The organism is Opitutus sp. sgz309028 (assembly GCF_059821195.1).
On the sequence record NZ_JCAMRR010000005.1, the window covers coordinates 100668 to 124375 of the forward strand.

11 protein-coding genes are annotated in these 23708 nt (G+C 62.8%); 7 read left to right on the forward strand and 4 right to left on the reverse strand.

Annotated elements, in window-relative coordinates; genetic code table 11:
• Window positions 1-35: 35 nt before the first annotated feature.
• Genes AC6RV7_RS18760 through AC6RV7_RS18775 form a run of 4 tightly spaced genes read left to right on the forward strand, consistent with a single transcriptional unit; the run spans window position 36 to window position 7333 of the window.
• A complete protein-coding gene (locus AC6RV7_RS18760) occupies window positions 36-1319 on the forward strand; it encodes an MFS transporter (protein WP_500095728.1) in 1284 nt (427 codons plus the stop codon).
• Window positions 1316-3604 carry an FAD-dependent oxidoreductase gene (locus tag AC6RV7_RS18765; RefSeq protein WP_500095729.1) on the forward strand — a complete coding sequence of 763 codons (2289 nt, stop codon included), beginning with the start codon at window positions 1316-1318 and terminating at the stop codon, window positions 3602-3604. Before AC6RV7_RS18760 ends, AC6RV7_RS18765 begins: the two co-directional genes overlap by 4 nt.
• Window positions 3601-5505 carry a glycoside hydrolase family 97 protein gene (locus tag AC6RV7_RS18770; RefSeq protein ID WP_500095730.1) on the forward strand — a complete coding sequence of 635 codons (1905 nt, stop codon included), beginning with the start codon at window positions 3601-3603 and terminating at the stop codon, window positions 5503-5505. The genes AC6RV7_RS18765 and AC6RV7_RS18770 overlap by 4 nt, the downstream gene beginning before the upstream one ends.
• Window positions 5506-5536: 31 nt before the next feature.
• Window positions 5537-7333 carry a glycoside hydrolase family 2 protein gene (locus AC6RV7_RS18775; protein WP_500095731.1) on the forward strand — a complete coding sequence of 599 codons (1797 nt, stop codon included), beginning with the start codon at window positions 5537-5539 and terminating at the stop codon, window positions 7331-7333.
• 5 nt (window positions 7334-7338) lie between these two features.
• Here AC6RV7_RS18775 and AC6RV7_RS18780 read toward each other — a convergent pair whose 3' ends face one another.
• Together AC6RV7_RS18780 and AC6RV7_RS18785 are read right to left on the reverse strand one after the other, a co-directional pair.
• Window positions 7339-8424: a LacI family DNA-binding transcriptional regulator gene (locus tag AC6RV7_RS18780; protein ID WP_500095732.1), complete on the reverse strand. Its 1086-nt coding sequence runs from the start codon at window positions 8422-8424 to the stop codon at window positions 7339-7341.
• Window positions 8425-8680: 256 nt separating this feature from the next.
• Window positions 8681-11206 (reverse strand): alpha/beta hydrolase family protein, encoded by a 2526-nt coding sequence (locus AC6RV7_RS18785; RefSeq protein ID WP_500095733.1) that lies wholly within the window; start codon window positions 11204-11206, stop codon window positions 8681-8683.
• Between the two features lie 514 nt (window positions 11207-11720).
• Between AC6RV7_RS18785 and AC6RV7_RS18790 the strand changes: the two genes are divergently transcribed.
• A complete protein-coding gene (locus AC6RV7_RS18790) occupies window positions 11721-13118 on the forward strand; it encodes a carbon-nitrogen hydrolase family protein (RefSeq protein WP_500095734.1) in 1398 nt (465 codons plus the stop codon).
• A gap of 62 nt (window positions 13119-13180) precedes the next feature.
• Here the strand turns inward: AC6RV7_RS18790 and AC6RV7_RS18795 are convergent, their stop codons facing one another.
• Both AC6RV7_RS18795 and AC6RV7_RS18800 read right to left on the reverse strand, forming a co-directional pair.
• Entirely contained in the window at window positions 13181-14569 is a 1389-nt protein-coding gene (locus AC6RV7_RS18795; RefSeq protein WP_500095735.1) for a sulfatase-like hydrolase/transferase, read from the reverse strand.
• Window positions 14566-17223 (reverse strand): DUF4962 domain-containing protein, encoded by a 2658-nt coding sequence (locus AC6RV7_RS18800; RefSeq protein WP_500095736.1) that lies wholly within the window; start codon window positions 17221-17223, stop codon window positions 14566-14568. Before AC6RV7_RS18800 ends, AC6RV7_RS18795 begins: the two co-directional genes overlap by 4 nt.
• Window positions 17224-17705: 482 nt before the next feature.
• Here AC6RV7_RS18800 and AC6RV7_RS18805 point away from each other — a divergent pair, with 482 nt between their 5' ends.
• Entirely contained in the window at window positions 17706-21125 is a 3420-nt protein-coding gene (locus AC6RV7_RS18805) for a TonB-dependent receptor plug domain-containing protein (RefSeq protein ID WP_500095737.1), read from the forward strand.
• Window positions 21126-21443: 318 nt separating this feature from the next.
• Window positions 21444-23516: a heparinase II/III domain-containing protein gene (locus AC6RV7_RS18810; RefSeq protein ID WP_500095738.1), complete on the forward strand. Its 2073-nt coding sequence runs from the start codon at window positions 21444-21446 to the stop codon at window positions 23514-23516.
• Window positions 23517-23708 lie beyond the last annotated feature (192 nt).

Below are 23708 nucleotides of genomic sequence, written 5' to 3' on the forward strand. Positions count from 1 at the left end.
GATGAATGCCATCTGAGGTCCCGTCCCCTGATTCCATGTCACGCTCCGCACCCGCTGCCCCGCGCAAGATTCGCCACCTTCGGTGGTGGATCGTTGCGATGATCTTCTTCGCGTCGGTTCTGAATTACATCGACCGGCAAACGCTTTCGATCCTCGCGCCGACGATCCAGAAGGATCTGGCGCTGACGAACGAGGATTATGCGACGGTGCTGAACCTGTTCCTCGTCGCCTACACGATCGCCTATCTCGTGTCCGGCCGCATCGTCGACCGATTCGGCGTCCGGGCCGGACTGGCGTTGTTTGTCGGCTGGTGGTCGATTTCGAACATCCTCACTGGCTTCGCCAAATCGGTGGGATCGCTCGGCGCGTTTCGCTTCCTGCTGGGGCTCGGCGAAGCGGGCAACTGGACCGCTGCGCCCAAGGCGGTGTCGGAGTGGTTCCCCGCCCGGGAGCGCGGTCTGGCCATCGGTCTTTATACATTGGGAGGGACGATCGGCGCGACGATTGCCCCGATTCTGATCATCGGTCTCGCCTCGTGGCATAGCTGGCAGGCGGCGTTCGTCGTGACGGGATTTGCGGGATTGCTCTGGCTGATCCCGTGGCTGTGGCTGTATCGCCGCGTGGACGAGCATCCGCGCGTGACCGAGGCGGAACGCCAGCTCATCGCCGCAGGCAACGAGAACGGTGTCGCCGGTGACGGAGGTGACTGGGGCCGCTGGTGGCAGTTGCTCCGCCGCAAGGAGGTCTGGCTGCTGATCTTTGGACGCATGCTGACGGATCCGGTGTGGTATTTCTTCCAGTTCTGGTTCGCCAAATATCTCTACGACGGACGCGGCCTGGATCAGTTTTCACTCTCGATCACGTGGGTGATATTTCTCGCAGCCGATATCGGTGCATTGTCCGGCGGGTGGTTCTCCGGACTCCTGATCAAACGGCGCATGCCAGCGGCCAATAGTCGCCTCTGGATCATGCTGGCGTGCGCGGCGGTCGTTCCGCTCGCGGCGTTGATTCCGCAAATCGATCCGCTGTGGCTGGTGCTCACGCTCGGCATGTGTGCGGTCCTCGCCCACATGGCGTGGCTGATCAACCTTAGCGCGCTCGTCGTCGATCTCGTGCCCAAGGGTTCTTTGGGAACGGTTTTTGGCATCGTGGCCGCGGGCAGTTCGCTCGGCGGCATCCTGATGAACAAGGCCGTCGGCGCCATCGTGACCCAGCATTCCTACGGCCCGGCCTTCTACCTGATGGCGGTTCTGCATCCGTTCGCGCTGCTGCTGCTCTGGCGCCTGCGGCGCCGTCCCGCGGCGATACTTTCTTCATGATTACTGCTTCTCCAACCGAACGACGTGAACTCGTCACCCAGCGGCTGGTCGCCGACCTGGTCGTGATCGGCGGCGGCCTCGCGGGCACCTGCGCCGCCGTCACCGCGGCGCGCGCCGGCATCAAAGTGATCCTCGTGCAGGATCGTCCCGTGCTGGGCGGCAACGCCTCCAGCGAGGTGCGGCTCTGGGTGCTAGGTGCGACCTCGCACATGGGAAACAACAACCGGTGGGCCCGCGAGGGCGGCCTGATCGACGAGATCCTGGTTGAAAACACATTTCGCAATCCCGAGGGCAATCCGCACCTCGTGGACGCCTTGCTGCTCGAGAAGGTCGCGGCCGAACCGAACATCAGGCTCCTGCTCAACACGGCCGTTTTCGACGTGACGAAGGAGGACGCCGACACCATTCGGAGCGTGCGCGGTTTCTGTTCGCAGAACTCGACGCTCTACGACTTGAGCGCGCCGATTTTCTGTGATGCCTCGGGAGATGGCGTGCTGGGGTTTCTCGCCGGCGCGGCGTTTCGGATGGGCGCGGAGTCGACGGCCGAGTTCGGCGAGAAATTCGCGCCCGCCCGTGAATACGGCGAATTGTTGGGGCACTCGCTGTATTTTTACACCAAGGACACGGGAAGGCCGGTGGCCTTTACGCCGCCGAGTTTCGCGCTCAAGGACATCACGAAGGTGCCGCGTTGGCGGGATTTCAGCGCGAAGGATCAGGGCTGCAAGTTGTGGTGGATCGAATATGGCGGCCGCCTCGATACGGTCCACGCGACCGAGGAAATCAAGTGGGAGTTGTGGCGCGTCGTTTACGGGGTCTGGAACCACATCAAGAATTCCGGGAAATTTCCCGAAGCGGCGAATTTGACGCTTGAGTGGGTGGGCACGATCCCCGGGAAACGCGAGAGCCGCCGTTTCGAGGGCGACTACATTCTCCGCCAGCAGGATGTCGTCGAGCAGCGAGCGCACCCGGACGCGGTCGCTTTTGGCGGCTGGTCGATCGACCTGCATCCGGCCGACGGCGTTTTCAGCGAAATGCCGGGCTGCAACCAATGGCACGCGAAGGGTATTTATCCGATTCCCTATCGCTGTCTCTACAGCCGCAATATCACGAATCTCTTTCTCGCCGGCCGGATCATCAGCGCTACGCATGTGGCGTTCGGTTCGAGTCGGGTGATGGCGACCTGTGCCCACGCCGGCCAGGCAGTCGGCATGGCGGCGGCGCTTTGTCGCCGCTACCACGTGCGGCCGCGGTCGCTGACCGAGCCCGCGCGGATGCGCGAACTGCAACTCTCGCTGCAACGCACCGGCCAGCACATTCCTGGAATCAGGATTCCGGATACGGACGATCTGGTGGCGACCGCCCAGGTCTCCGCGTCGAGCGAATTCAAGCTCATAGACCTGCCGCCGGACGGTCCCTGGCTGGCGCTGAAGGATGGTTGGGCGATGCTCCTGCCGGTGACGTCCGGCACGAAGATCGATCTTTCCATCTGGGCGGAAGTCGCGGACGCAGCCGATCTGCGCGTGGAACTGCGACAAAGCAGCCGGCCGGACAATCATACTCCGGACGTGACGCTGGAGCGGAAGACGCTGCCGCTGGCTGCAGGACCCGCGCAAGTGCGGGTGGCATTCGATCATGTCTTCGATGATGCGCGCTACGCGTTCGTTTGCTTTTTCGCCAACGAGCACGTCCGCCTGCGCACGAGCGAGCGGCGGGTCACAGGCGTGCTCTCGCTCTGCCATGCGGTGAATCTTGCCGTGGCGAAGTCGGCCGTTCAGACGCCGCCGTCCGAGATCGGGGTGGATACCTTCGAGTTCTGGCAGCCCAAGCGGCGTCCGGCCGGACAGAACATCGCGTTGAGATTGGCGCAGCCGATCTCGCTTTTCGGCGCGGCCAACGTGCTCAACGGCGTGGCGCGTCCGACGAACCAGCCCAACGCGTGGGTCGCGGCCGTGGACGAGGAGCGTCCGGTGCTGACGCTGCGATGGGAGACGCCGCAGACGATCGCTCGCGTCGAACTCGGCTTCGACACGGATTTCGATCACCCGATGGAGACCGTGTTGTGGGGGCATCCGGAGAATCGCATGCCGTTTTGCGTGCGCGGGTGTCGTTTGCTCGATGGAGAGGGCACGGCTCTCGCCGAATGTGACGAACAGCATCAAACGCGCAGGACGATCGTGCTGTCGAAGCCGGCGATCACGCGTGAGTTGAGAATCGAACTTTGGCGACCGTCGGCGAATGTCCCGGCGGCGCTGTTCGACGTGCGTTGCTACGGTCCGGGCAAATGACGAACACGAGCGCATCGCCGGCGACGGGTGGCATGATCGGACGCGCGCTGGCGGTGCTTCTACTCCTCCCGTTTGGCCTGACGGCGGCGGTGCTGACCAGTCCGGACGGCAGATTGCAGGCGGAGGTCGGCGCCGATGGATCAGGAGCGTGGCACTACTCCGTGCGAACCGACGGTCGCGAGATTGTCGCATCGTCGCGACTTGGCATTACGATCGAAGGTGTTGATCTCGGAGTCGGCGCGATCGCCGGGTCGGCGGACTACGGCGAGATCGATGAGACGTATCCGCTGCTCGGCGGCAAGGCGCGCGCCCGCAATCATGCGCGGACCTTGCGGCTGGCGCTGTCGCATCCGCGATTTGCGCAACGGATAACGCTCGAGGCGCGAGCGTATGACGATGGGTTCGCGTGGCGGCTCATCGTGCCGGGCGAAGGTTTGAGACGGGTGAATGGCGAGGCGTCCGCGTGGACGCTGCCGCCGGAGAGTCGCGTCTGGTATTTCGAGCGAGCCTCCGCCTGGAAACTCAAGAGCTACGCTGGCGAGTGGCGCGCGGCTCACGTTTCGGAGCTTGCGAACGTGTCGCCGGGCGGACCGGTGCAGGGACCGCCCTTGGTGGCGGAGTTGGCCAGCGGTGCGGGTTTCGTACTCGTGACCGAAGCGGCGCTGGAAAACTACAGCGGCCTGAGACTGCGGGCGGAGGTGGGGACACGCGGCGTCGTTGCCGACTTCACCGAAGGGGAGGAAGGATTTTTGGTCGAGGGAACCATCACGACACCCTGGCGCGTGACGCTCGTGGCCCGCGATCTCAATGCGCTGGCGACGAGCGATCTTGTCACCCATCTTGCGGCGCCGCCGGATCCCGCGCTCTACGCGGACACCTCGTATATTCGCCCCGGGCGCGCGGTGTGGCGCTGGTGGAGCAAGGGAACCGGCACGCCGGAGGAAGAACGGCGGATGATCGATGACGCGGCGGAGCTCGGCTTCGAGTATTCGCTGGTGGACGACGGTTGGAAAGAATGGCCGGACGCGTGGGATGCGATCAGCCGATTGTGCGAGCATGGGCACGAACGGGGCGTGCGTGTGCTGGTTTGGAAAGACTACAAGGAGGTGGCGGACCCGACGAAAAACTGGGCGCGGCTGCGGACGTTTCTCGATCATGCGAAGGCGGCGGGCGTAGCGGGCGTGAAGCTGGATTTCCTGAATGCCGAATCGAAAGACCGGGTGGACTTCACGGTGGCGGCTTGCCGTCTCGCGGCCGAACGCCGGTTGCTGGTGATTTTCCACGGGGTGGCAAAACCGACCGGTGAGGCGCGCACCTATCCCAACGAGATCACGCGCGAGGCGATTCGTGGATTGGAGCTGAACCGGATGAAAGAGGGCCCGATTCCGTCGTCCCATAATGTCGTATTGCCATTCACGAGATTCGTGGTGGGGCCGGGCGATTATACGCCGCTGGGCTATTCAAATCCGGGCGCGACGACTTGGGCGCATCAACTGGCGACGTTTGTCCAGTTTCATTCGCCGTTGCAGATCATGGCCGAACACCCCGACAAAATCCTGCGGGATCCAGCGACGCGTGCGGGGCTCGAGGTGCTGCGTCGCATCCCGTCGGTGTGGGACGAGACGCGCGTGTTGCCGGCGAGCCGGATGGGGGAGCTGTCGGTCATAGCGCGACGCTCCGGAGACACGTGGTTTCTGAGCGTGCTGAACGGAACAACAGCGCGCCGGCTCGAGGAGGTGCCGCTGTCGTTTCTCGGATCGGGACATTATCGCATGGTCGAGGTAACGAGCCCGGAGGCGCTGACACTATCTCGGCGGGACAAAAGCGGCGTGGTCGCGACAAACACGTGGTCGTTGTCGCTCGCCGCCGGCGATGGCGCGGTGGTGATGTTTACAAAATAGGAGGTCGCTTATGCGGACGAATCGATTGCGGATGTTTCTGATCCTTGTCGGCTTGCTGGCGGGATTGCGGGCGGGTGAACGGCCGCTCGATCTGGCGGGCGAAGGATGGACGATCGCGCTCGATCCGACGGGAACGGGCGAGAGCAAAGGCTGGCACCGGCCGGCTGCAGAGTGGGACGGGGCGGCGCCGCACAGTTTGCAAGGCTGGGATGCTGTGACCGTGCCACACGACTATCTGAGCGATCCACGTTATGGATATGTCGGGGTTGCGTGGTATCGACGCTCGGTGGCTGTTCCTCCGGACGCCGGGGACGGCCGGATCTGGCAGCTGGAATTCGCCACGGTATTTCAGCGCTGTCGGGTCTGGTTGAACGGCAGGAGGGTGGGCGAACACGAGGGAGGCTACACGCCTTTTGCCGTGGACGTCACCCGGGATCTGCTTCCCGGACGACAGAACTTCCTCGTCGTGGCGGTGGACAATCGTGTGAAGTTCCGCGCTCTGCCCGGGGCGCGCTCGGGCACGACCGCGAACTCCGGTCAGTATCCGTGGCTCAATTACGGCGGGATTCTCGGGGACGTTCGCCTCGTGCCCCGGGCGCCGGTGTGGATCGCCGGCCAGCGCATCGAGACGGATTTTCAGCCGGATGGATCGGCAAAGCTGAAGCTGCAGATTCAGCTGAGGAACGCGCGGCTGGAGCCGGCCAAGGTGCGACTCGAGGCAAAGATTCTCGATGATCAGGCGCGCGTGATTGGAACGACTTTGAACGGCGTCTGGGAGGCGGCACCGGGCGCCAGCGGGCGCGTTACCCTGGAGACGAAGCTGGCGGCGGGAACCTATCGTCAGTGGGAGCTCGATGCGCCGCAGCTGTATCGGTGCAGCATAACTGCCACGGATGCCGGGCGATCGGACTCGTCCGAGGCGCAATTCGGATTCCGGGAAATCGAAGTCCGGGACGGTCGGTTTCTCCTCAATGGCCGTCCCGTCCGTCTCGCTGGCGCAAACCGGGCGCGCGGCCATCCCTTATATGGCGGCATCGATCCGGATGCGGCGGTTGAGCAGGATATGAGACTGATGAAGGACGCGGGACTTCGCTTCGCCCGCCTGCAGCACACGGCACCGGGGAAAAACCTCCTCGAATGGGCGGATCGTGAAGGAATGCTGTTGATCCTGGAGGTCGGGATGTGGGGCTACCTCGCCGAGGACGTCGCTTCGGCGGAACTGCGCGAGCGTTTCAAACAGGAGATGCAAGAACTTGTGGCGCTGGCAGCGAACCATCCTAGCGTGGTCGGCTGGAGCATCGGCAACGAATATGAATCCTGGACGCCGGAAGGGATCGCGTGGACCCGCGACATGGTGCGGTTCCTGAAAGAACTCGATCCTACGCGACCGGTGACGTTTGCGGCTCTCGGGCGTGAGCTGCGGGAGTTGAGTGTGGCGGCGCCCGGGGCGGAGCGCGCTTTCGATCACGTGGATTTCATTTCCACGAACCTCTATTTCAAACCGGCCGAAGTGGCGCGCTTTCTCGATCCGGTGCACCGCCGGTGGCCGCAGAAGCCAGTGCTCATTACGGAATACGGACTGCGCGCCGATCGGGTAAAAGCGGAGGCGGAGAGAATCGCCCACTTCGATGCAATGTTGGCGATCGTGCGGGAACGGCCCTGGATCTGCGGTTTCTCCTACTGGTCTTTCAACGATTACGCGAGTCGGTATCCGGGAACCGGTGACGACGGTTACCGGCGTTGGGGGTTGGTGGACGAACTTCGACGCCCACGCGCTCTGTACGAGCATGTGCGGGAGCGGTTGAAATCCGGAATCGACGGCCGCTGATCGGCCTAATCGAGGAAGCCTCGAAACACCGGCAGGGAGGACGGTTTGGGATCCGAGGAACGTCGACGGCGAGACGTGGGGGCTGCGCCGCTTTTTGGCGGCAGACTGTAGCCTTCGCGTTGATGGCTGTCGACCAGCACGACCTTGGGGTTCTCGGGGATCCCGGTGAGGTTCAGGCTGAGCTGGCTCAGGACGAGCTTCAGGGTTTCTCGGCCGACCAAGTTGTAGCGGTGATCCGCGCCCGCGGAATTGCACGGCGGTTCTGAGACATCGATGCTCGCGAAGGCGACATCCTCAGGGATACGCAGGCCGATCCGGGTGAGCAGCGCCATTACCGGGCCGGCACTGATGATGACGTCAGGCCGGTGATTGCGGAACCATTCCGCGGTATTCTCGGGCGTGATCATCGGCTTCGGAAGAATAGGCACGCGTTGCGCCGGCGGTATCTTCGATTGATGGAAGAGCAGGGAGGAGGTGAACAGTTTGTGGCCGATACCGCCCTCGTTATAAGTCATGATCAGGCCGATCCGCCGGTATCCCTTCGCGGTGCAGTCGGCCAGAAGCTCATCCATCATCTGGAGATAGTTGGGGCACGCTCGATGCAGCCGCGGCTCCTCGATGCTATAGCCTGCCGTGGCGACACACAGTCCGTTGCAATCGAACGACAGCTGGGCCACGCCGCTCGCGCAGGGGGCGATGACCACCCCCTTGATGCCGCGCGCCAGCAGGATCGTGCGCACGCGCCGCAACGACATGCCGGCATCTGCGAGATAAAAACGCTCGAGTCCGAACCCGGCCATAGCGGCGATCTCCACCACACCTTCGATCAATCCGAGGATGGGCGGATAATGCGCGAGCTGCTCGCGCGTCAGCTCGGGAATGATCATGGCGACTTTTGACGTGGCCCGTTCCGCGCGCGGAGTGCGCAGGTGCTGCATCAGCTCAGCGATCCGCGGGTCACGTTGGTAACCCATTTTACGCGCAAGACCGACGAGTTTTTGTCGCAGCTCCAGCGATATCTTCGGACTGTTCTTGAACGCCAGCGACACGGCTGAAACGGAAACGCCGGCCGCCTCGGCGATGTCGCGCATGCTTACGTTGTAGTCGCGGGCTTTGATGGGATGCGAGGTTGAGAGGGCCTTCGGGTCCACTGGAGGTGCTTGTCGGTTACGCCGGAGAAACGCTGCCGGTCAGGAGAGGTGCGAAGTTCGCGCCCCGACCGGATTCCGGCAGGACACAGCACGAAATCCCGAGGAGGGTCAAAACGTGAATTTGCCGACGTGCGTGTGATTGGTCTTCGCCTCGTTGAATACTCGGTGAGCGCGGCCAGGGACGATTTTGCTCCTCCTACTTCAGCACCGCATCGAGCCAGGTGAACGCGGCCTCTTGCATCGCGGCGGTGAAAGTGTGCTCCACCGGCCATGTTGTGGTGACGAGCCGATCGGAGGCGCCTTGAGACTGCCACACGGCGCGCATCTTGGCGTAGGCGTGCTCCACTCCGAATTGCGGAAACAGGCGATCGTGACGGCCGTTGTGGAACAGCATGGGTTTCGGACATGCCAGGCTCGCAATGTCGGGGTAGTCGAGATCGGCGAGCAAGCCGGGGTGCAACATGCTGTAAGCGGGATCGCCGCGCGCCTGATTGTTGCCCGGAACGATGAGGCTTTTGACGGTCGCCATCCAACAATTCGCGACGCCAGCCGCGATGTGCGGCGATGCGGCCGCGACCTGCCACGCACGATATGCTCCCATCGAGTGCCCGAGCGCGGCGACCCGGCTGCGATCCACTTCGGGCAAGCCCGCGAGGAACTCGGCCGCGCGCAGATCTTCCCACGCCATCACGCCCGAAAACGACATGCCGAGGTGCATCAGATTGGATGCGATGGCTTGTTGGCCGCGATCGCCGCCGCCGCCCCGATCGCCCCAATTCAATGCGTCGGTGATGAAGCACACGTAGCCGCGTTTCGAAAGTTCATCGGCCACGTGGCGACCGCCATAGGCGCGTTGTATCCATTCTTCGGATGACCTGCTGACGGCTTCCGGCACGTCGAAGGGCCCCACCATCTTCTCCTTGCCGATATCGAAGCGCCCGCCGTGGTCGTGCAACACGAGCACCGCCGGAAACGGTCCGCGGCCCTTCGGCACGGTCAAGTAGGCGAGCACGCGGCTGTCGCCGGAAATGTTGACCGCGAGTTTTCGCACCACGTAGGTGCTGCGATCATCCTCGCCCAACACCGCGACGTCCCACGGCGCGGAGGGCGGGGGCGCGAACCAGCTTTGCTGCACGCGCTGTTGCACGCGTTTCTTCCAGGATCCAAAATCCTGATACGCGCCCGAGGTCCACGACAGCGGATGCGTCACGCGATCGGCCACCCGTTGATAAAACACCGGCAAATCTGCGACGGCGCCGGGCGTTTGATAATTGCGGTGCGGGGGTGGTTCGACTTCCGCCGTCGGCGGCGTTTTGGCGCGGCCTTCCACGAAGGCGGACCAGCGGTGCAACCATGCTTCGAGATTTGTGTAGCCGTCGTTGTCGGGATCGGCGTCGGGATCCGCCGGCAGCACGAGCGGACGTGTTTTTCGGACATCGACCGGCTGCCACGGCGTGGGACCGAGATCCTCTTCGTGGAGAATCCAGGAACCGGTGCGGCTGCGGACTTTTTCGATTAGCGCTGCGTCGACCGCGTCGCGGAACGCGGGATGTTTGCCGGCGATGGCGAGCACCTTGGCTTCATGCTGTTCAGGCGCGTCCTTCCAACCCTCCGCGCCGTTGGCGGGAAACGGATTCGAAGTCCACCGCGCGGGCTCGGCCGGCGAGTCGTAACGGTAGATTTCCTTGCTGAACGGCTTCCCGTCGGTCGGGTGCCACGTGTTGGTGTCCGGATCGAAAACGGAATTGTGATCGAGATGGAGACTGAGACGCGTCGGCGCCAGGGGGTGCACGAAAACGGCCAGCGTCGAGACCGGATAATGATGCCCCTCCAACTCGCCGGCGGGGGCGCGAATCACGACATTACCCGCGGCGGAAGCGATGAGCCGCATATCAGGCGTCTCGGGACCGGCGGAGCCGAAATAAATGGCGCCGTGATGGCTCGGGTGCGGACGGTAGATGAGATTGTTGAGGGCCTGGACATTGGTGATGCTGTCGCGGATGAGCGGATTGCGATGGTGATTGAACGCCATGAGATTGCCGATGAACGACACGCCCATGGTGTTTCGGCCGGCGAGTGGACCATAGCCCGACGGTGACTTCGCCCCGCCGTTACGAATCGGCTCGGCGAAGATCGAGTGGAGGAATGTCACATTGTAGATCGATCCGCCATCGCTCCACGTCGACGCGGTTTCATCGATCGCCCAGCTGCATGAGACGTGATCGATGACGACATTGTAGGTCGATTCGCCGTCGGGTGCTTCGATCTTGATCGAGTCGCGATTGCCCGCCCGCGGCAGCCTGGGAAATGCGGTCGAGGTGCCTGGTCGAATCGCGAGATGTTGGATCAGCACGTCGTGATTTCGCACGGCGATGCCGGCGTTCTTGAGGGTGATGCCGGGCGCCGGGGCGGTCTGTCCGGCGATGGTGAGAAAGCCATACTCGCCCTGGCTGCTCGGACGCACGACGAGGTCGGACTCCAACTCGATCACCCCGGAAACCTCGAACACGATTACGCGCGGGCCCTGGATTTCCTGAACTCCGAAACGGAGCGAACCCGGACCGCTGTCGTTGAGATTTGTCACGCGATACACCTGACCGCCACGTCCGGCGACCGTGTGCGAACCGAACCCGACCGCGCCCGGAAAGACCGCAAGCGCGACGGCCGCGGGGACAAGGGAAAGCGCGGCAAGGAGAAACGAGAATCGGACGAAGCGGTTCATAAGCAAGGAGTGAGCTGACAAAGTGCCGCGGGAACAAATGCGCATTTGATGAGGCGTGGGATGGAAGGCAATCACGCGTTCCCGGATTTGTGCCTTCCCGATTCCCAGCCGCCTCCTCGGCGAAGAGAAGACGGGAAAAGAACTTGCCACCGAAAACGAAACACTTCCAATGCGCATTTGTTCTGCTGCGGCGACCTCTTCGCCGCGCGGCGCCGGACGAGGATTTGAAATATGTGTCTAGTCAGCAGGAAGAAGCATTGCGGGAAGCTTTTCGACGGGCGGCACGCTCCCGCTAAACAAGTCGATCTGGTGCGGCGTGAGGACGCGGTGGGACGGATGGAATCACAAGGCGTTGCGTGGAAACAGAGATGCGCCGACCCTCTGAATCAAAGCTCCCCACGGACCACGATGCTCTTTTCCAAACCCAAATTCCCTTCCGAAACGATCTCGCGCTCGGCGGGCGCGTATTGACCGCTCGCCGCTGGATTCTCCGGCAACCTCTTTGCTCACTCTTATGCAGTCCTCTACCTTTCATTCCCGCCTTTGCGTCGTTCTTGCAGCTTTGATCGGAAGCACCGTCGGCGCGACGGAGTCCTCGCGTAATCTCCTCGGGGGCGCGGCGATCGATCCGTCGGCGGCGAGTGTGCCCGCGGGGTGGACATTGTGGTCGCCACGTCCGGCGCTCGCCCTGCGCGGCGAATTGGTTCAGCGCGACGGCGGTCCGGCATTGGCACTGCAGGCCGATCGCTTCGAGTCCGTCGGCAAATGGACGACGTTGGTCGGGGGCATCGAGCCGGGAAAATATTATCGCTTCGCGGTTCAGCACCAAGCGGAGGGTGTCGCCTCGGAAGCAACGAGCATGCTGGTGATCTTGTCGTGGTTTCGTTCGGAAGATGGGAGGGACAGTCTGCAGCGCGATTACGTGCTGCCGATCGAGGGCACGGGCGACTGGCGGACTAGTGTTCGGACCTTGCAGGCACCCGCGGAGGCGAAATCGGTGCTGATCGAGTTGGGCCTCCGTTGGGCGCCGGGCGGAAAAGCATTCTGGAAAAATCCGCAATTCATTCAGGTCGCCGCGCCGGCTCCACGGAAAATTCGTATCGCGACCACGCGCATTCAGCCGGACATTCCGACGGCAACGGTCGCGGGCAACACCGAGCTGATGTTGAAGATGTTCGACCAAGTCGGTCCGCAAAAACCGGATGTGGTGCTCTTCTCGGAAAACCTCGCGACGCGTTTCGTGAAAGAGCCTCTCGCGCAAAAGGCTCAACCGATTCCCGGACCGTTGACGAACGCGCTCGCGGCGAAGGCGAAGCAGTATGGGACGTATGTGATCGCCACGTTGCTCGAAGCCAACGGCACGCTGTTTCACAACACGGCCGTGCTCATCGATCGCGAAGGTCGTTTGGTGGGCAGATATCGGAAAATGCATCTGACGATGGGCGAGACCGACAGCGGTCTCACGCCGGGAAATGAATTTGGAGTGTTCGACACGGACTTCGGCCGCATCGGCATCATGACGTGCTGGGACAACTGGTTCGACGAAACGGCGCGCGCGCTACGGCTCGCCGGGGCGGAAGTGCTTTTCCTTCCGCTGGCGGGCGACGGTGCGCCGGAGCATTGGGAGCATGTGTGGAAAGCGCGGACGATGGACAACGGCGTTTGGCTCGTTTCGTCCTCCACCGTCACCGACTCGCCGAGTCGCATCCTGAATCCGCGAGGCGAAGTGCTGGCAGATGCGAACGGCGACTTTGCGCACGCGATCGCGGACGTGGATCTCAATCAGCAATGGCGGTTGCGCTACATGTCCGTCGGCAACGGCGAAGGCGAATCCGCGACGCTGACGATCAAGGAGCGCCGGCCCGACGCCTATGCGCCCCTGACCGACGGTCCGGTGTCGGCCGCGAAGTGAACGGAGTTCACGCCTGCGACTCGCCCGGTCTCTCGCCTTACGAATCAAAGAAGTGAATACACCTAGGGGTGTTTTGCTTCGGATTTCGGGGCCTCGTCCGGTTCATCCGGGAACATGTAACGCGACAGCGTGAGTTCGCGCGGGATTGGATTGGGGTAATACCTCGCCTTCCACTCTGCGTGGAGCGCCAGAAGTTCCCGGACTTTCCCGGGGAATTGAGCGGCGAGATCGTGATCCTCGCCGATGTCTTCAGAGATTCGATACAAGCGAGGCTGCGAGGTCCAGAAACGCTGCACGAGTTTCCATTCGCCCAGCAACGTCGCGGCGTTCTGCCGCGTTTCCCAGTGCAGGGCCTCGCTGCGCTGGAACGCTCCGCCTTGCAGGAGCGTGAGCAGCGAATGTCCGTGCATCTCGATCTTGTCGGTTTCCTTCACACCCGCGGCTTCGAGAAAAGTGGGCATTAGATCCATCGTCACAGCGGTCTCGTCGCGAGCGGAGCCCGCGGGAAAATGTCCCGGCCAACGGGCGATGAACGGCACGCGAATGCCGCCGTCGTGGGTGGAGAATTTGTATTCGCGGAACGGCCCGTTGGAGATGTCGGCGCCGGCCGGGCCGTAGGCATTCGGTTCCGCGGAAGGACCGTTGTCCGAGGTGAACACGACGATCGTGTCGTCAGTCATCTTGAGTTCGTCGAGCGTGGCGAGGACGCGGCCAATGCCCTGATCGAGTCGCTCCACCATCGCAGCATACACGGCGAAGAGGCCGTCATTCGCGAAGCGCCGGCGGTATTTGTAGACCAGCTCGGCCGGCGCTTCGAGCGGGTAGTGGGGAGCGTTATACGCGAGATAGAGGAAGAGGGGACGATCGGGATCGTTGAACTTCTTGAGGTAATCGACGGCGACGTCGGTCAGCGTATCCGTGTAGTAGCCCTGCACGTTGATCGGCGTTTCGTTGTGGTACGTTTCCTTCGTTTGCCAATACATCGGCGTGCCGATGAGCGAGCCCCAGAACTCGTCGAAGCCGTGCGTGCGCGGTCCGTCCCCCGGTTTGGCGCCGAGGTGCCATTTGCCGACGAGCACGCTGCGATATCCGGCGGGTTTCAGCGCTTCCGGAAGGGTGACGGCAGCATGATCGAGCGCGAGCGATGGAATACCGTTGCGAGGCTTGGAGCTCGAAAGTTCGGGCATACCGACGCTGTGCGGATAACGTCCAGTCAAGAGCGCGGCGCGCGTCGGCGAGCAGATCGGCGCGGAGGCGCGGAAGCGATTCAACGTCACGCCTTGCGTCGCAAGCCGGTCGAGATTGGGCGTATCGATCTTCGAGCCGTTTTGCCCGAGATCGGCCCAGCCCAGATCGTCGGCGAGAATCATGACGACGTTCGGCGGGCGTGCCTCGACGTGATTGAGCGGGTTCAGGAGAACGGCCAGGGCAAGATAGAAGAAGCGTTTCACTTTGAAGAGGTGAGGGAAGGTTCCAGAAGGGAAGTGCGAACGTGCAAGGTGTGGGCGCCGGACTCGCTTTTTACGGTGATCCGGTTTCGTCCGGCCGACCACAGCGTCCGATCAAACAGGCGATTGCATTCGTCGCGTAGTTCGGTGACGTCGGCCAATCCGAATTGAACGGTGGTGTCGTCCATCGACGACCACGACACCGTCTGCGGCTCGATCACGGTCGTGATCGGCGAAAGCGAGGAGACCAGGCGGCGACCGTCGCGTTGCAGGCGATCGCCCTGGACGAGAAGCGTCGTGTCGCCGACGCGGGCGGCAGCGGCTCCGCGAAAGGTCAGACCGCCGGCGGTGACTTTTTCGTCACCCTGCAGACGCACGATCACCTTGGCGCCATCCGCGAAATCGAGCACGAGGGCGTTGCATATCCGCTGCGACGTGAACGCGGTCGGCTCGCTACCGGCGCGCGTGGCTTGGAGAACGGCGACGACTTGCGTGGCGCGGGTAGGGGGCGTGGTGAACCAGGCATGGACCTGATCGGCGGTGCCCAGATCGCCGAGCGCGAGTGGCACCGGTTTTACCGGCGCGGGTTTTTGTTCGGGCGGGTAAGCGTTGGGCGGGCCGATAAATTCGGTGCGCTTTTGGGCGTCGAGCGATTCTGGATACGCGAAACGCACGCGAAGCGCGGCCCGGCCCCGGGTGATCGTCGCGCCCAAGTGGTCGGAATGGAGATCAAGCTGATCGAGGGCGTGAAGCCACCATTCGAACTTCATCTCGGCTTTCGGTGACGCGAGATCGTCGATCACGATGAACGTGGCGGGACGCAGATAGATGATGTGCCGCATGGCGCGCGCGAGGTCGCCTTTGTAGGCCGGAGTCGCGTCGCCGGTGCACGCGTCGATTTTATCGCTCGTGACGAAGCCGGTCACATCGCCTTTCGCGGTGATGTCGAAGATCGGCTGGCCGAAACCGCCGTCGTGCGTGATCGCGTTGTGGGCGAGCGTCTGGCGCGTGAATGTGGTGTCGTGCGGCGTGCCGTAGCTGTCGTAATAGCCGGCATCGATCGCGAGCGCCTCACCATAGGCATTCAGGACGAAACTGTTCTGGTCGGCGTGGCTGTGGTTGTGACTGCCGTAGGGGCTCGACTTGAAATAGAGCGACACGCGCTCGGGATCGACGAGGTCGGAGTGCATCGTCACCCAGTCGATATCTCGATACCAACGGGAGCGCGGGAAGTCCGGCGGTGGCGGTTCAGCGGTCAGCGTGTCGTCGAAGGTGAAGTAGTCGCGCAACGTGCCGCCGAGATAATCCTCTTGTTGATCGATCTTCGCGTCGCCGAGCGCGCGTGCGGCCCATTTCAGGACGGGATCGCGATAGAGGTTGGCCAGTGCGAGGAAGTGATCGGCGCTGTGCTTGGCGGGAACGTATTCGTTGCCATCGCCGAAGTGGGAACGCGGCGAGCCGTGTGGGAATGCGTAGAGCGGAAAGTAGGCGTTGTTGTGAAAGAAGGCCTTGTCGTAGAGGCTGAAACCGGTGGCGGAAAGCAGCGCGTCGGCGAGTTCGCGGTTCGAGCGCTGGCTGTATTGCCAGTAGTTCGGTCCCTGCGACCAGCCGCCGTCCTCGCCCCCCCAAGGAGGCAGCGTGTTGATGTAGGCGGGAAGGGCGGCTTTGAACCAAACGATCGCGTCGGGCAAATCGTGCAGCGTCGCGATTGCAATGGCTCCGACGTACCCGAAGGCGGTCCACGCGTGCGAATCGTAGGGCGCTTCGTTTAGCGGCCGGCCCACGAGCATGCACTTCGCCATCGTGCGCGTGCGCGTTTCCACCATGGCGAGCACGGTGTCGCGCTCCGCGGGCGTCATCACGTCGTAACACCAGTCGTAGGCCATCGCTGAATACAACGCGATCGAGCGATGCACCTGATCGTGCGTCGCGTAACCTGTCGCGCCGTTGGGATCCCACGTGGCGAAGTTCAGGAGTTGAGCAACGGCATGACGGCCGATCGCCTGGTCGCCGGTGACGAGATAGCAGAAGGCGGTGCGCAACAAGCGGACGGTGGCGCCGCCGTAGCCGTCCCAGCCGTGCTCTCGTAGTCGGAGGTGAGCGGCGAGCCATTCGGTGGTGCGGGGACCTCCAGGGGCGAACGGAAAAACAGGCTCCTCGGGCAGCGGTGTGCTCATCTCCTGCCGCACGCGAGCGAGCACCGGATCGAACCAGGCCTTGCTGGCGCCTCGTGCGCGCGCGCGAAACGCCGGGAGCGTTTCCGGCGTTACCCACACGCGGGGGTGTCCGTGTTGCACGCGTTTCAGCAGATCGTCGACCGGCGGCACCGGGAATTTCCATGCCTCCGAATCGACGCGGAAACGGCGTGGCTCGGACCAACTGCTGGTTCCCGAGGCCGTATGAAAACGAAGACGCCAGTAGTAGGTGCCGGCCGGGAAGATCTCGGAAAAGTTATGGAAGTTGTGCGTCAGTGCATCGGCGCGGAAGGCGATGTCTGTGCCGGCGGCATCGCGACACACTTGGAGATCGTAACTGACGGCGTCGGCGATGGCCGGGCAGCTGAAGTCGGGCGGGTTCTGCTGGCAGACCATTTTGTCAGCTGGCTGCCATGGGCGTGCGAGCGGCGCGGTGGACGTCGGCCAACGAGGTGATTCCACTTTGGGTGAGGACGCGCTCGGCGCGCGTGCGAGCTCGGTTGCTCCGGTCGCGCCGGGGACGCCGACCAGCATGCCCCCTGCGAGCACGATGAGCTTCTTGAAATATCGGCGGCTGCTTGGAACGCCGGGGGGATTTTTGTGGGTGTTGGCCATATGTCCGCGCGCCACGGCTCGTGGCGAAGAGGATAATCGCAGCAGGTGTGATCAAATACGCGTGTGAAGGAATTCGTTCCGGCACAAACCTAATCGGGAATCCGGCGAAGTTTATCGGTTGACACATAAAATCAAATGCGCATTAGAAACGTTCCTTGGTTGCTCGCATGCTCGTCCCCTCCGCCGCATTGCTTCCGCGCAGAACGTGTTGTCCTGCAGCCCGGCCGCTTCCTGAGCCGAGATTTCTGGAACTCGTGGGCGAGTGACTGGCACCCCCGTTACCTGACGTCGCTTTCGTTCCTCCCCACCCACGCTCCCACACCCATACCATGATAAAGCTCGACCTCCGCCTACTCTCCGGCCGATGCCAACTGGCGTCCGCTGGACTCGCCGGCCTCGTTCTCCTGCTCGCCCCACGTCTCCTGGCCCAAAGTGCCAGTTCTCCAAACTCCACCGAACGCGACGAACCGGTGGTCTTGTCGCCCTTCGAGGTGAATTCCGATCAGGATACGGGCTACCTCGCCGGCGGCGTGCAATCAGGCACGCGTCTGCGCACCGACCTGAAGGACATCGCCGCTTCGATCTCGGTCGTCACGAAGGACTATCTGCGCGATATCGCCGCGACCGACTTGGAAGGCCTGTTGGTGTACAGTCTCGGCACGGAAGTCGGCGGCAGCGGGGGAAATTTCTCCGACGCCGGCACGATCGACAATCCCAACGGCTCCGAGGTCAACTACGACGCGGCCTTCGCGAGCTCGCAGCCCAGCACCCGCGTGCGTGGTCTGACGCGGGCGGACATCTCTCGCGACTTCTTCATCACGGCGACGCCCCCGGACAGCTACAATATCGACCGCGTTGAAATCAGCCGCGGTGCGAACGCGATGTTGTTCGGCCTTGGCAGTCCTTCGGGCATCGTCAACTCGTCGCTGATCCGCGCGAACCCCAGCCGTGATCGGACCGAGGTTGAGGTCCAGACCGATCAATACGGCACCTTTCGCACGACGCTGGACCACAACCAGGTGGTCATTCCCGGCCAGCTCGCGGTGCGCGTCGCGGGTCTCTACGAAGATACCGCCTACAAGATCGAGGAAGCTGGCTCCTATGATCGTCGCCTTTTCGGCACCATCACTTACCGGCCCTTCAAGAACACGACATTGCGTGCCAGCTACGAGCACGGCGACATCGACTCCAACCGGCCGCAAATCCGTCCTCCGGGCGACGCCTACACTTTCTGGTGGGATCTCGGTAAGCCCGTTTACAATCCGAGTACCGGCGTCTCGTCGCTGCTCGGCACGCCGGCTCCGGGCTGGCCCAATCCGCTGCTGGCTGACGGCAGCGTGAGCGGCAATGTCATCAGCAGCCAGATCGGCGCCATTTCCGCCGGTTCCCGCCAGATGCTTCTCGTCTACAACGATCCGACGAGCTCCATCATGAGCATGGGACTCCCCGGTCATCCGGAGGTCGTTGGCATGCGTGGCGGTAACATCAGCAACGTACACCCGAATGCGGCTGGCACCGCGCTGGTTCAGGACCAGCTCCGCGGCCTGCGTGAACTGAATCGGATTTATAACAATCTGGTTCACGTCAACGACATCACCCGCAATTTCTGGAAAGCGACCCAGATCACCGATCCGGCGATCTACGACTTCTATCACCACCAACTCGATAGCGTCGACAAACGCGAATTCTCCGACTGGAAGACCTCCAACATCACTGGCGAGCAGCTGTTCCTCGATGGCAAGGCCGGCGTCGAGCTCGCGTTCAACCGCGAGGAATTGGACAACGGTTCGGCCATGCCGCTCGACAGCACTATTAGCGGCTACACGGTGCGCCTCGACATCAACACGCACCTGCCGGACGGCACGCCGAATCCCAATTTCGGTCGTCCCTTTACCACCGCTTACAGCCGCAGTGTCGTGACCTCCGCGGATCGCGACGTCGGCCGCGCGACCGCCTTCTACGATCTCGACCTCCACGAACTCGGCCCGAAGTGGCTGGGCCAGGTTCTCGGACGCCACCGCTTCCAGGCATCGCACACGCGCCAGGAGCAGACGACGCTGTTGGAAAACGGAAACTTCTATTTCAACAACGGCCTCGACTACATCATGGCCACCCGCGGCAACGTCTCGACGGCCAGCAGTGCGACCCGCGGTGCGATGATCATGCGCTATCTCGGGCCCAACGTCAGCGGCGCGTCTTCCGTCGCGACGGGCGTGATTGCCACGCCGGTTTCGCAGTTCCCCGACGACGTCTCGCGGGTGAACCTCTACTGGTATGACGAACCCACCTCGACCGCCGTCTCCGGTCTGAAGCCCTGGACGACGCGTGAGTTCGGCCTGATTTCCGCCGACCTCAAGGATCCGTCCGCCGTCCGTCGCAACAATCTCCGCTACACGCAGGAGAAGGTGAACTCGACCGTCGGCATTCTGCAGAGTTACTGGCTCGACGGCAATGTGGTCAGCACGCTCGGCGCCCGCCGCGACCACGTGATCACCTCCGACGCCGGCACCGCGTTGCAAGATCCGGACACGGGCACGGCGATCCTCGACGAGGACTATTACCCGAAGCCCGTCTCGAACACGACGATCGACAATTTCAACTGGGGCGTCGTCGTGCACTCGCCCGCCTGGCTGAACCGCCGTCTGCCTTTCGGCACCGAGCTGAGCGCGTTCTATAACAAGGCGGAAAACTTCGCGCCCGCTGGGCAACGCTACGACATCTTCGACCATCCGCTGGCGCATGAAACCGGCGAGACGACCGACTACGGCGTGATGATCTCCACGTTCAACGGCAAGTTCGTGCTGCGTGCCGCGCACTACGAAACCATCTCCGGCCAGTCCTCGACGCTCGGCAATCTTTCGCAGCCGCTGAATAATCTCGCCGACTTCCTGGCCGACGTTCAGGGCGAAATCCTGCGTGGCCACAATCCCGCCAATGCTGCCGGAGAGGCCGCTTGGAGGGAATGGTACAACTCGCCCACAGGCCAGGCGCTGCGCGGCACGTTCCGCGTGGTCGAGGCGCCCAACGCGGCCAATCCCGAGCTCGCGACCGTCACCAGCGATCGCCGCACCGGCGCCGTCGTTGCACCGTCCGACGTCCGGTCGACCGGCGAGGAATACGAGTTGATCTTCAACCCGAACAAGAACTGGCGCATCTCGCTCAACGCCGCCAAGGCCGAGGCCGTGCGCACCAACGTCGCGACCGCTTTGCGCGAGGTCGTCTTCAGCGAGTTTGTCCCGCTCATGGCCGGTCCCGCCGGAGCGCTGCGGGGGGATGACGTCAATGCGACCACGACAGCAGCCTTCCGCTTCCGCGATCAGGTCTACAACCAGATGCTGCCGCGCCTCGCGGAAGAAGGTCTGCCGACGAACGAACTGCGCAAGTGGCGCTGGAACCTCGTCACCAACTACACCTTCACCGACGGCACTTTGAAGGGCTTCAATGTCGGTGCCGGCGTGCGCTGGCAGGACAAGGCAGCAATCGGCACGCCGATCATCAACGACCCGGTGTTCGGCCCCGCGCCGGATGTGCGGAATCCTTACTACGCTCCGGCTGAGACGAACATTGACGGCTGGGTTGGCTACCGCCGCAAATTCAAGCACTTCAACTGGGCAATTCAGCTCAACGTCCGCAACATCGGCGTGGGTAACGAGCTGATTCCGGTGGCCGCGCAGCCCGACGGCAGCATCGCCGGCTGGCGCATCGCTCCGTCGCAATACTGGAGCCTGCGCAGTACGTTCACGTTCTAGGCTCCCGTCCAGATTTGTAGATACCGTTAGTGAACACCGCCGGTGCCCGCAAAAAAAGCCGGGGCACCGGCGGCGCCGGATGCGACGCCCGTAACCGAATAGTAGTTACCGATGGGCACTCGCACCCTTCGACGCTCCTGCACTGATTGGTTATGCCGTGCCCGTCGTCACGCTTGGACGACGGGATGGACGAGTGGGTGAGCGCCGATGGGAAAACCGTATGACTGGTCTTCTCGGGTGAGGATGAGTTTCCGTGCGTCACGCCACATTCCGGCCGAATCCCGCCGCGCGATGAATCGTCGGAGCTCTCTTTTTTTCATGAACAAGATTCCTTTCGCGTCTCTGCTCCTTCTGCTCCCTCCTTTTTCCGTTCGCGCGGATTATGCGATCGGCCAGGAGGGGATTCCGGAGGTCACGATTCAGTCTGATCTCGCGAAGTTCGAGGTCTATGCGGGGCATCCGCGGCTGTTTTTCCGCGACACGGATTTGCCGGCGATTCGCGAGCGCATCCGCGGCGACTTTGCGCCCGAGTGGAAGGCGATGACCGACCTCATCGAGAAGCAGGCGTTCTCGGCTCCGCCGGGGGAGTTCGCGAAGGGTCCTTACCTGAAGGATTGGGCAATCGGACGAAGCGTCGCATTCGCGGCGACTGTTACCGGCGACGAACGCTACGTGAGATGGAGCAAGGAGTGGGCCGCGGCGCTTGCTGCGGCGGGTCCGGTCGGACCGGATGCCGAGTATCGCGGCCGTCTGCAGTGCCTCGCGATCGCCTACGACTGGCTGTATCCGGCGCTGACCGCTGAGGAACGGAAGACTCTGGCCGAGGCGATTCTCGCGCATCTCGACCACGCGTGGCACTTTGCCGCGCGGGCAAATTACATCGGCAACCATTCGCGTTGGGGCAACTTCACGCTGGCCGCCGGTCTGCTCGCACTCGTGACCGAACAGCCGGAGCTGCGCGACAGATTGCTGCAGGTTCGTGCGCACTGGCTCGACGGCTATTTTCCCGCGCAGGGCTGGATCGCGCAGGACGGCGGCTATCACATGGCCTGGTCCTACAGCGCCGCCTACCTGACGGGCAGCATTCATTGCGCATGGTCCACGGCGACGAACGAATGCGTTTTCTTCCCGTGGCAGGCGAAACTGCCGCTGTTCTGGATCTACGGTCGCCAGGGAGACGGGACGTATCCTAACACTGGTGACGCCTACACGGTCACCGACGACCTCAATGCCTATCATCCCGATCTGCTCATGATCGCGTCGGGAATCTTCAAGGACCGCCGCGCGGCGTGGGCGATTCGCGAGCATAGGGACCGGTTCGCGGACATCCTGTACGGCGACAAATGCGTGAAACCGCTCGCGCCCGACGCTCCGGAGTCGCCGCTCGCACTCAGCCGTCACTTCCGCAATGCCGGCGTCGTCATCGCGCGTGATCGCTGGGACGAGAAGACGACGATGCTCCAGTTTACCGCGCCCTCGTTCTATTCGACAAATCATCTGCACCGGGATTCGAACTCGTTCACGCTGCATTATCGCGGCGGGCTCGCGATCGATTCGGGCCTCTACGACGAAGGCAAGGCCTTCGAAGGCGGTTACAACGGGGTGCACTGGCGGAACTACTTCACGCGCACGATCGCGCACAACGCGATCGTCGTGTTCGATCCAAAGCAGGAGATGACCGTGCTGGAAGGCCCGGCGTCGAACGACGGCGGCCAGATCTTTCGTAAAGATCCGTGGACCCTCGCGGACATTCAGCCTGGCGGATACGCGCACATGGATGGCATCACGCGTTGCGCCGACACGACGGACTACACGTATGCGTCCGGCGATGCCACGAAGGCTTATGACGCCGACCGCGTGCGGCTCGCGCAGCGCGAAATCGTTTACCTGAGGAATTCAGGTCACGCGCATCCGGTCGTCGTGGTGTTCGATCGTGTTGAGAGTGTGAAAGTGGAGTTCCAAAAACGCTTCCTGCTGCACACAGTGAACGAGCCGGTTATGAACGGTGTCGTGACCGTCGCAGAGCATAAAGGCGGCCGCCTTTCCTGCATCACCCTTCTACCGGAAAAAGCGAAGCTCGAGCTCATCGGCGGGCCGGGCAAGGATGCGTGGGTGGACGGGAAAAATTATTCCTGGATCCCGACGACACGTAAGAAACCGGGCCGCGAGCCCGGCGAGTGGCGCCTCGAGGTTTCGCCACGCCAGCCGCATTTGCGCGATTATTTCCTTCATGTGCTCTTCGTCGACGATGTCGGCGCGAAACCGGTGAAAGCGAAGGATGCGAAACTCACCCGGACGAAAGACGACGCCACGGTGCACGTCGGCGACTGGACGATCACCTTTCCGTTCGAAGCCGGTGGCGCTGCACGCATCAAACGCGAACGGCCATAAATCGCTTTGTTTCCCACGCCCCGTGAGAAGGTGCTCGCTCCAGCGAGAGCGCACGCAGTCACTAATCAAATGCGAATGGGAATAATGATGTCAGCGGCGTGATTTGCCCGGGATGCGGCACCGGGGATTTTACAGGTGGCATCGACGGGCACCGCCGTCCGTTATTCATAAATTATTTAACCACAAATATAA

Excerpts from the sequence above, each read along its gene's own strand:
- AC6RV7_RS18780 (WP_500095732.1), bottom strand. The coding sequence starts at position 8,424 with ATGCGCGACATCGCCGAGGCGGCCGGCGTTTCCGTTTCAGCCGTGTCG.
- AC6RV7_RS18760 (WP_500095728.1), top strand. The coding sequence starts at position 36 with ATGTCACGCTCCGCACCCGCTGCCCCGCGCAAGATTCGCCACCTTCGG.
- AC6RV7_RS18775 (WP_500095731.1), top strand. The coding sequence starts at position 5,537 with ATGTTTCTGATCCTTGTCGGCTTGCTGGCGGGATTGCGGGCGGGTGAA.
- AC6RV7_RS18805 (WP_500095737.1), top strand. The coding sequence starts at position 17,706 with ATGATAAAGCTCGACCTCCGCCTACTCTCCGGCCGATGCCAACTGGCG.
- AC6RV7_RS18810 (WP_500095738.1), top strand. The coding sequence starts at position 21,444 with ATGAACAAGATTCCTTTCGCGTCTCTGCTCCTTCTGCTCCCTCCTTTT.
- AC6RV7_RS18790 (WP_500095734.1), top strand. The coding sequence starts at position 11,721 with ATGCAGTCCTCTACCTTTCATTCCCGCCTTTGCGTCGTTCTTGCAGCT.
- AC6RV7_RS18785 (WP_500095733.1), bottom strand. The coding sequence starts at position 11,206 with ATGAACCGCTTCGTCCGATTCTCGTTTCTCCTTGCCGCGCTTTCCCTT.
- AC6RV7_RS18770 (WP_500095730.1), top strand. The coding sequence starts at position 3,601 with ATGACGAACACGAGCGCATCGCCGGCGACGGGTGGCATGATCGGACGC.
- AC6RV7_RS18765 (WP_500095729.1), top strand. The coding sequence starts at position 1,316 with ATGATTACTGCTTCTCCAACCGAACGACGTGAACTCGTCACCCAGCGG.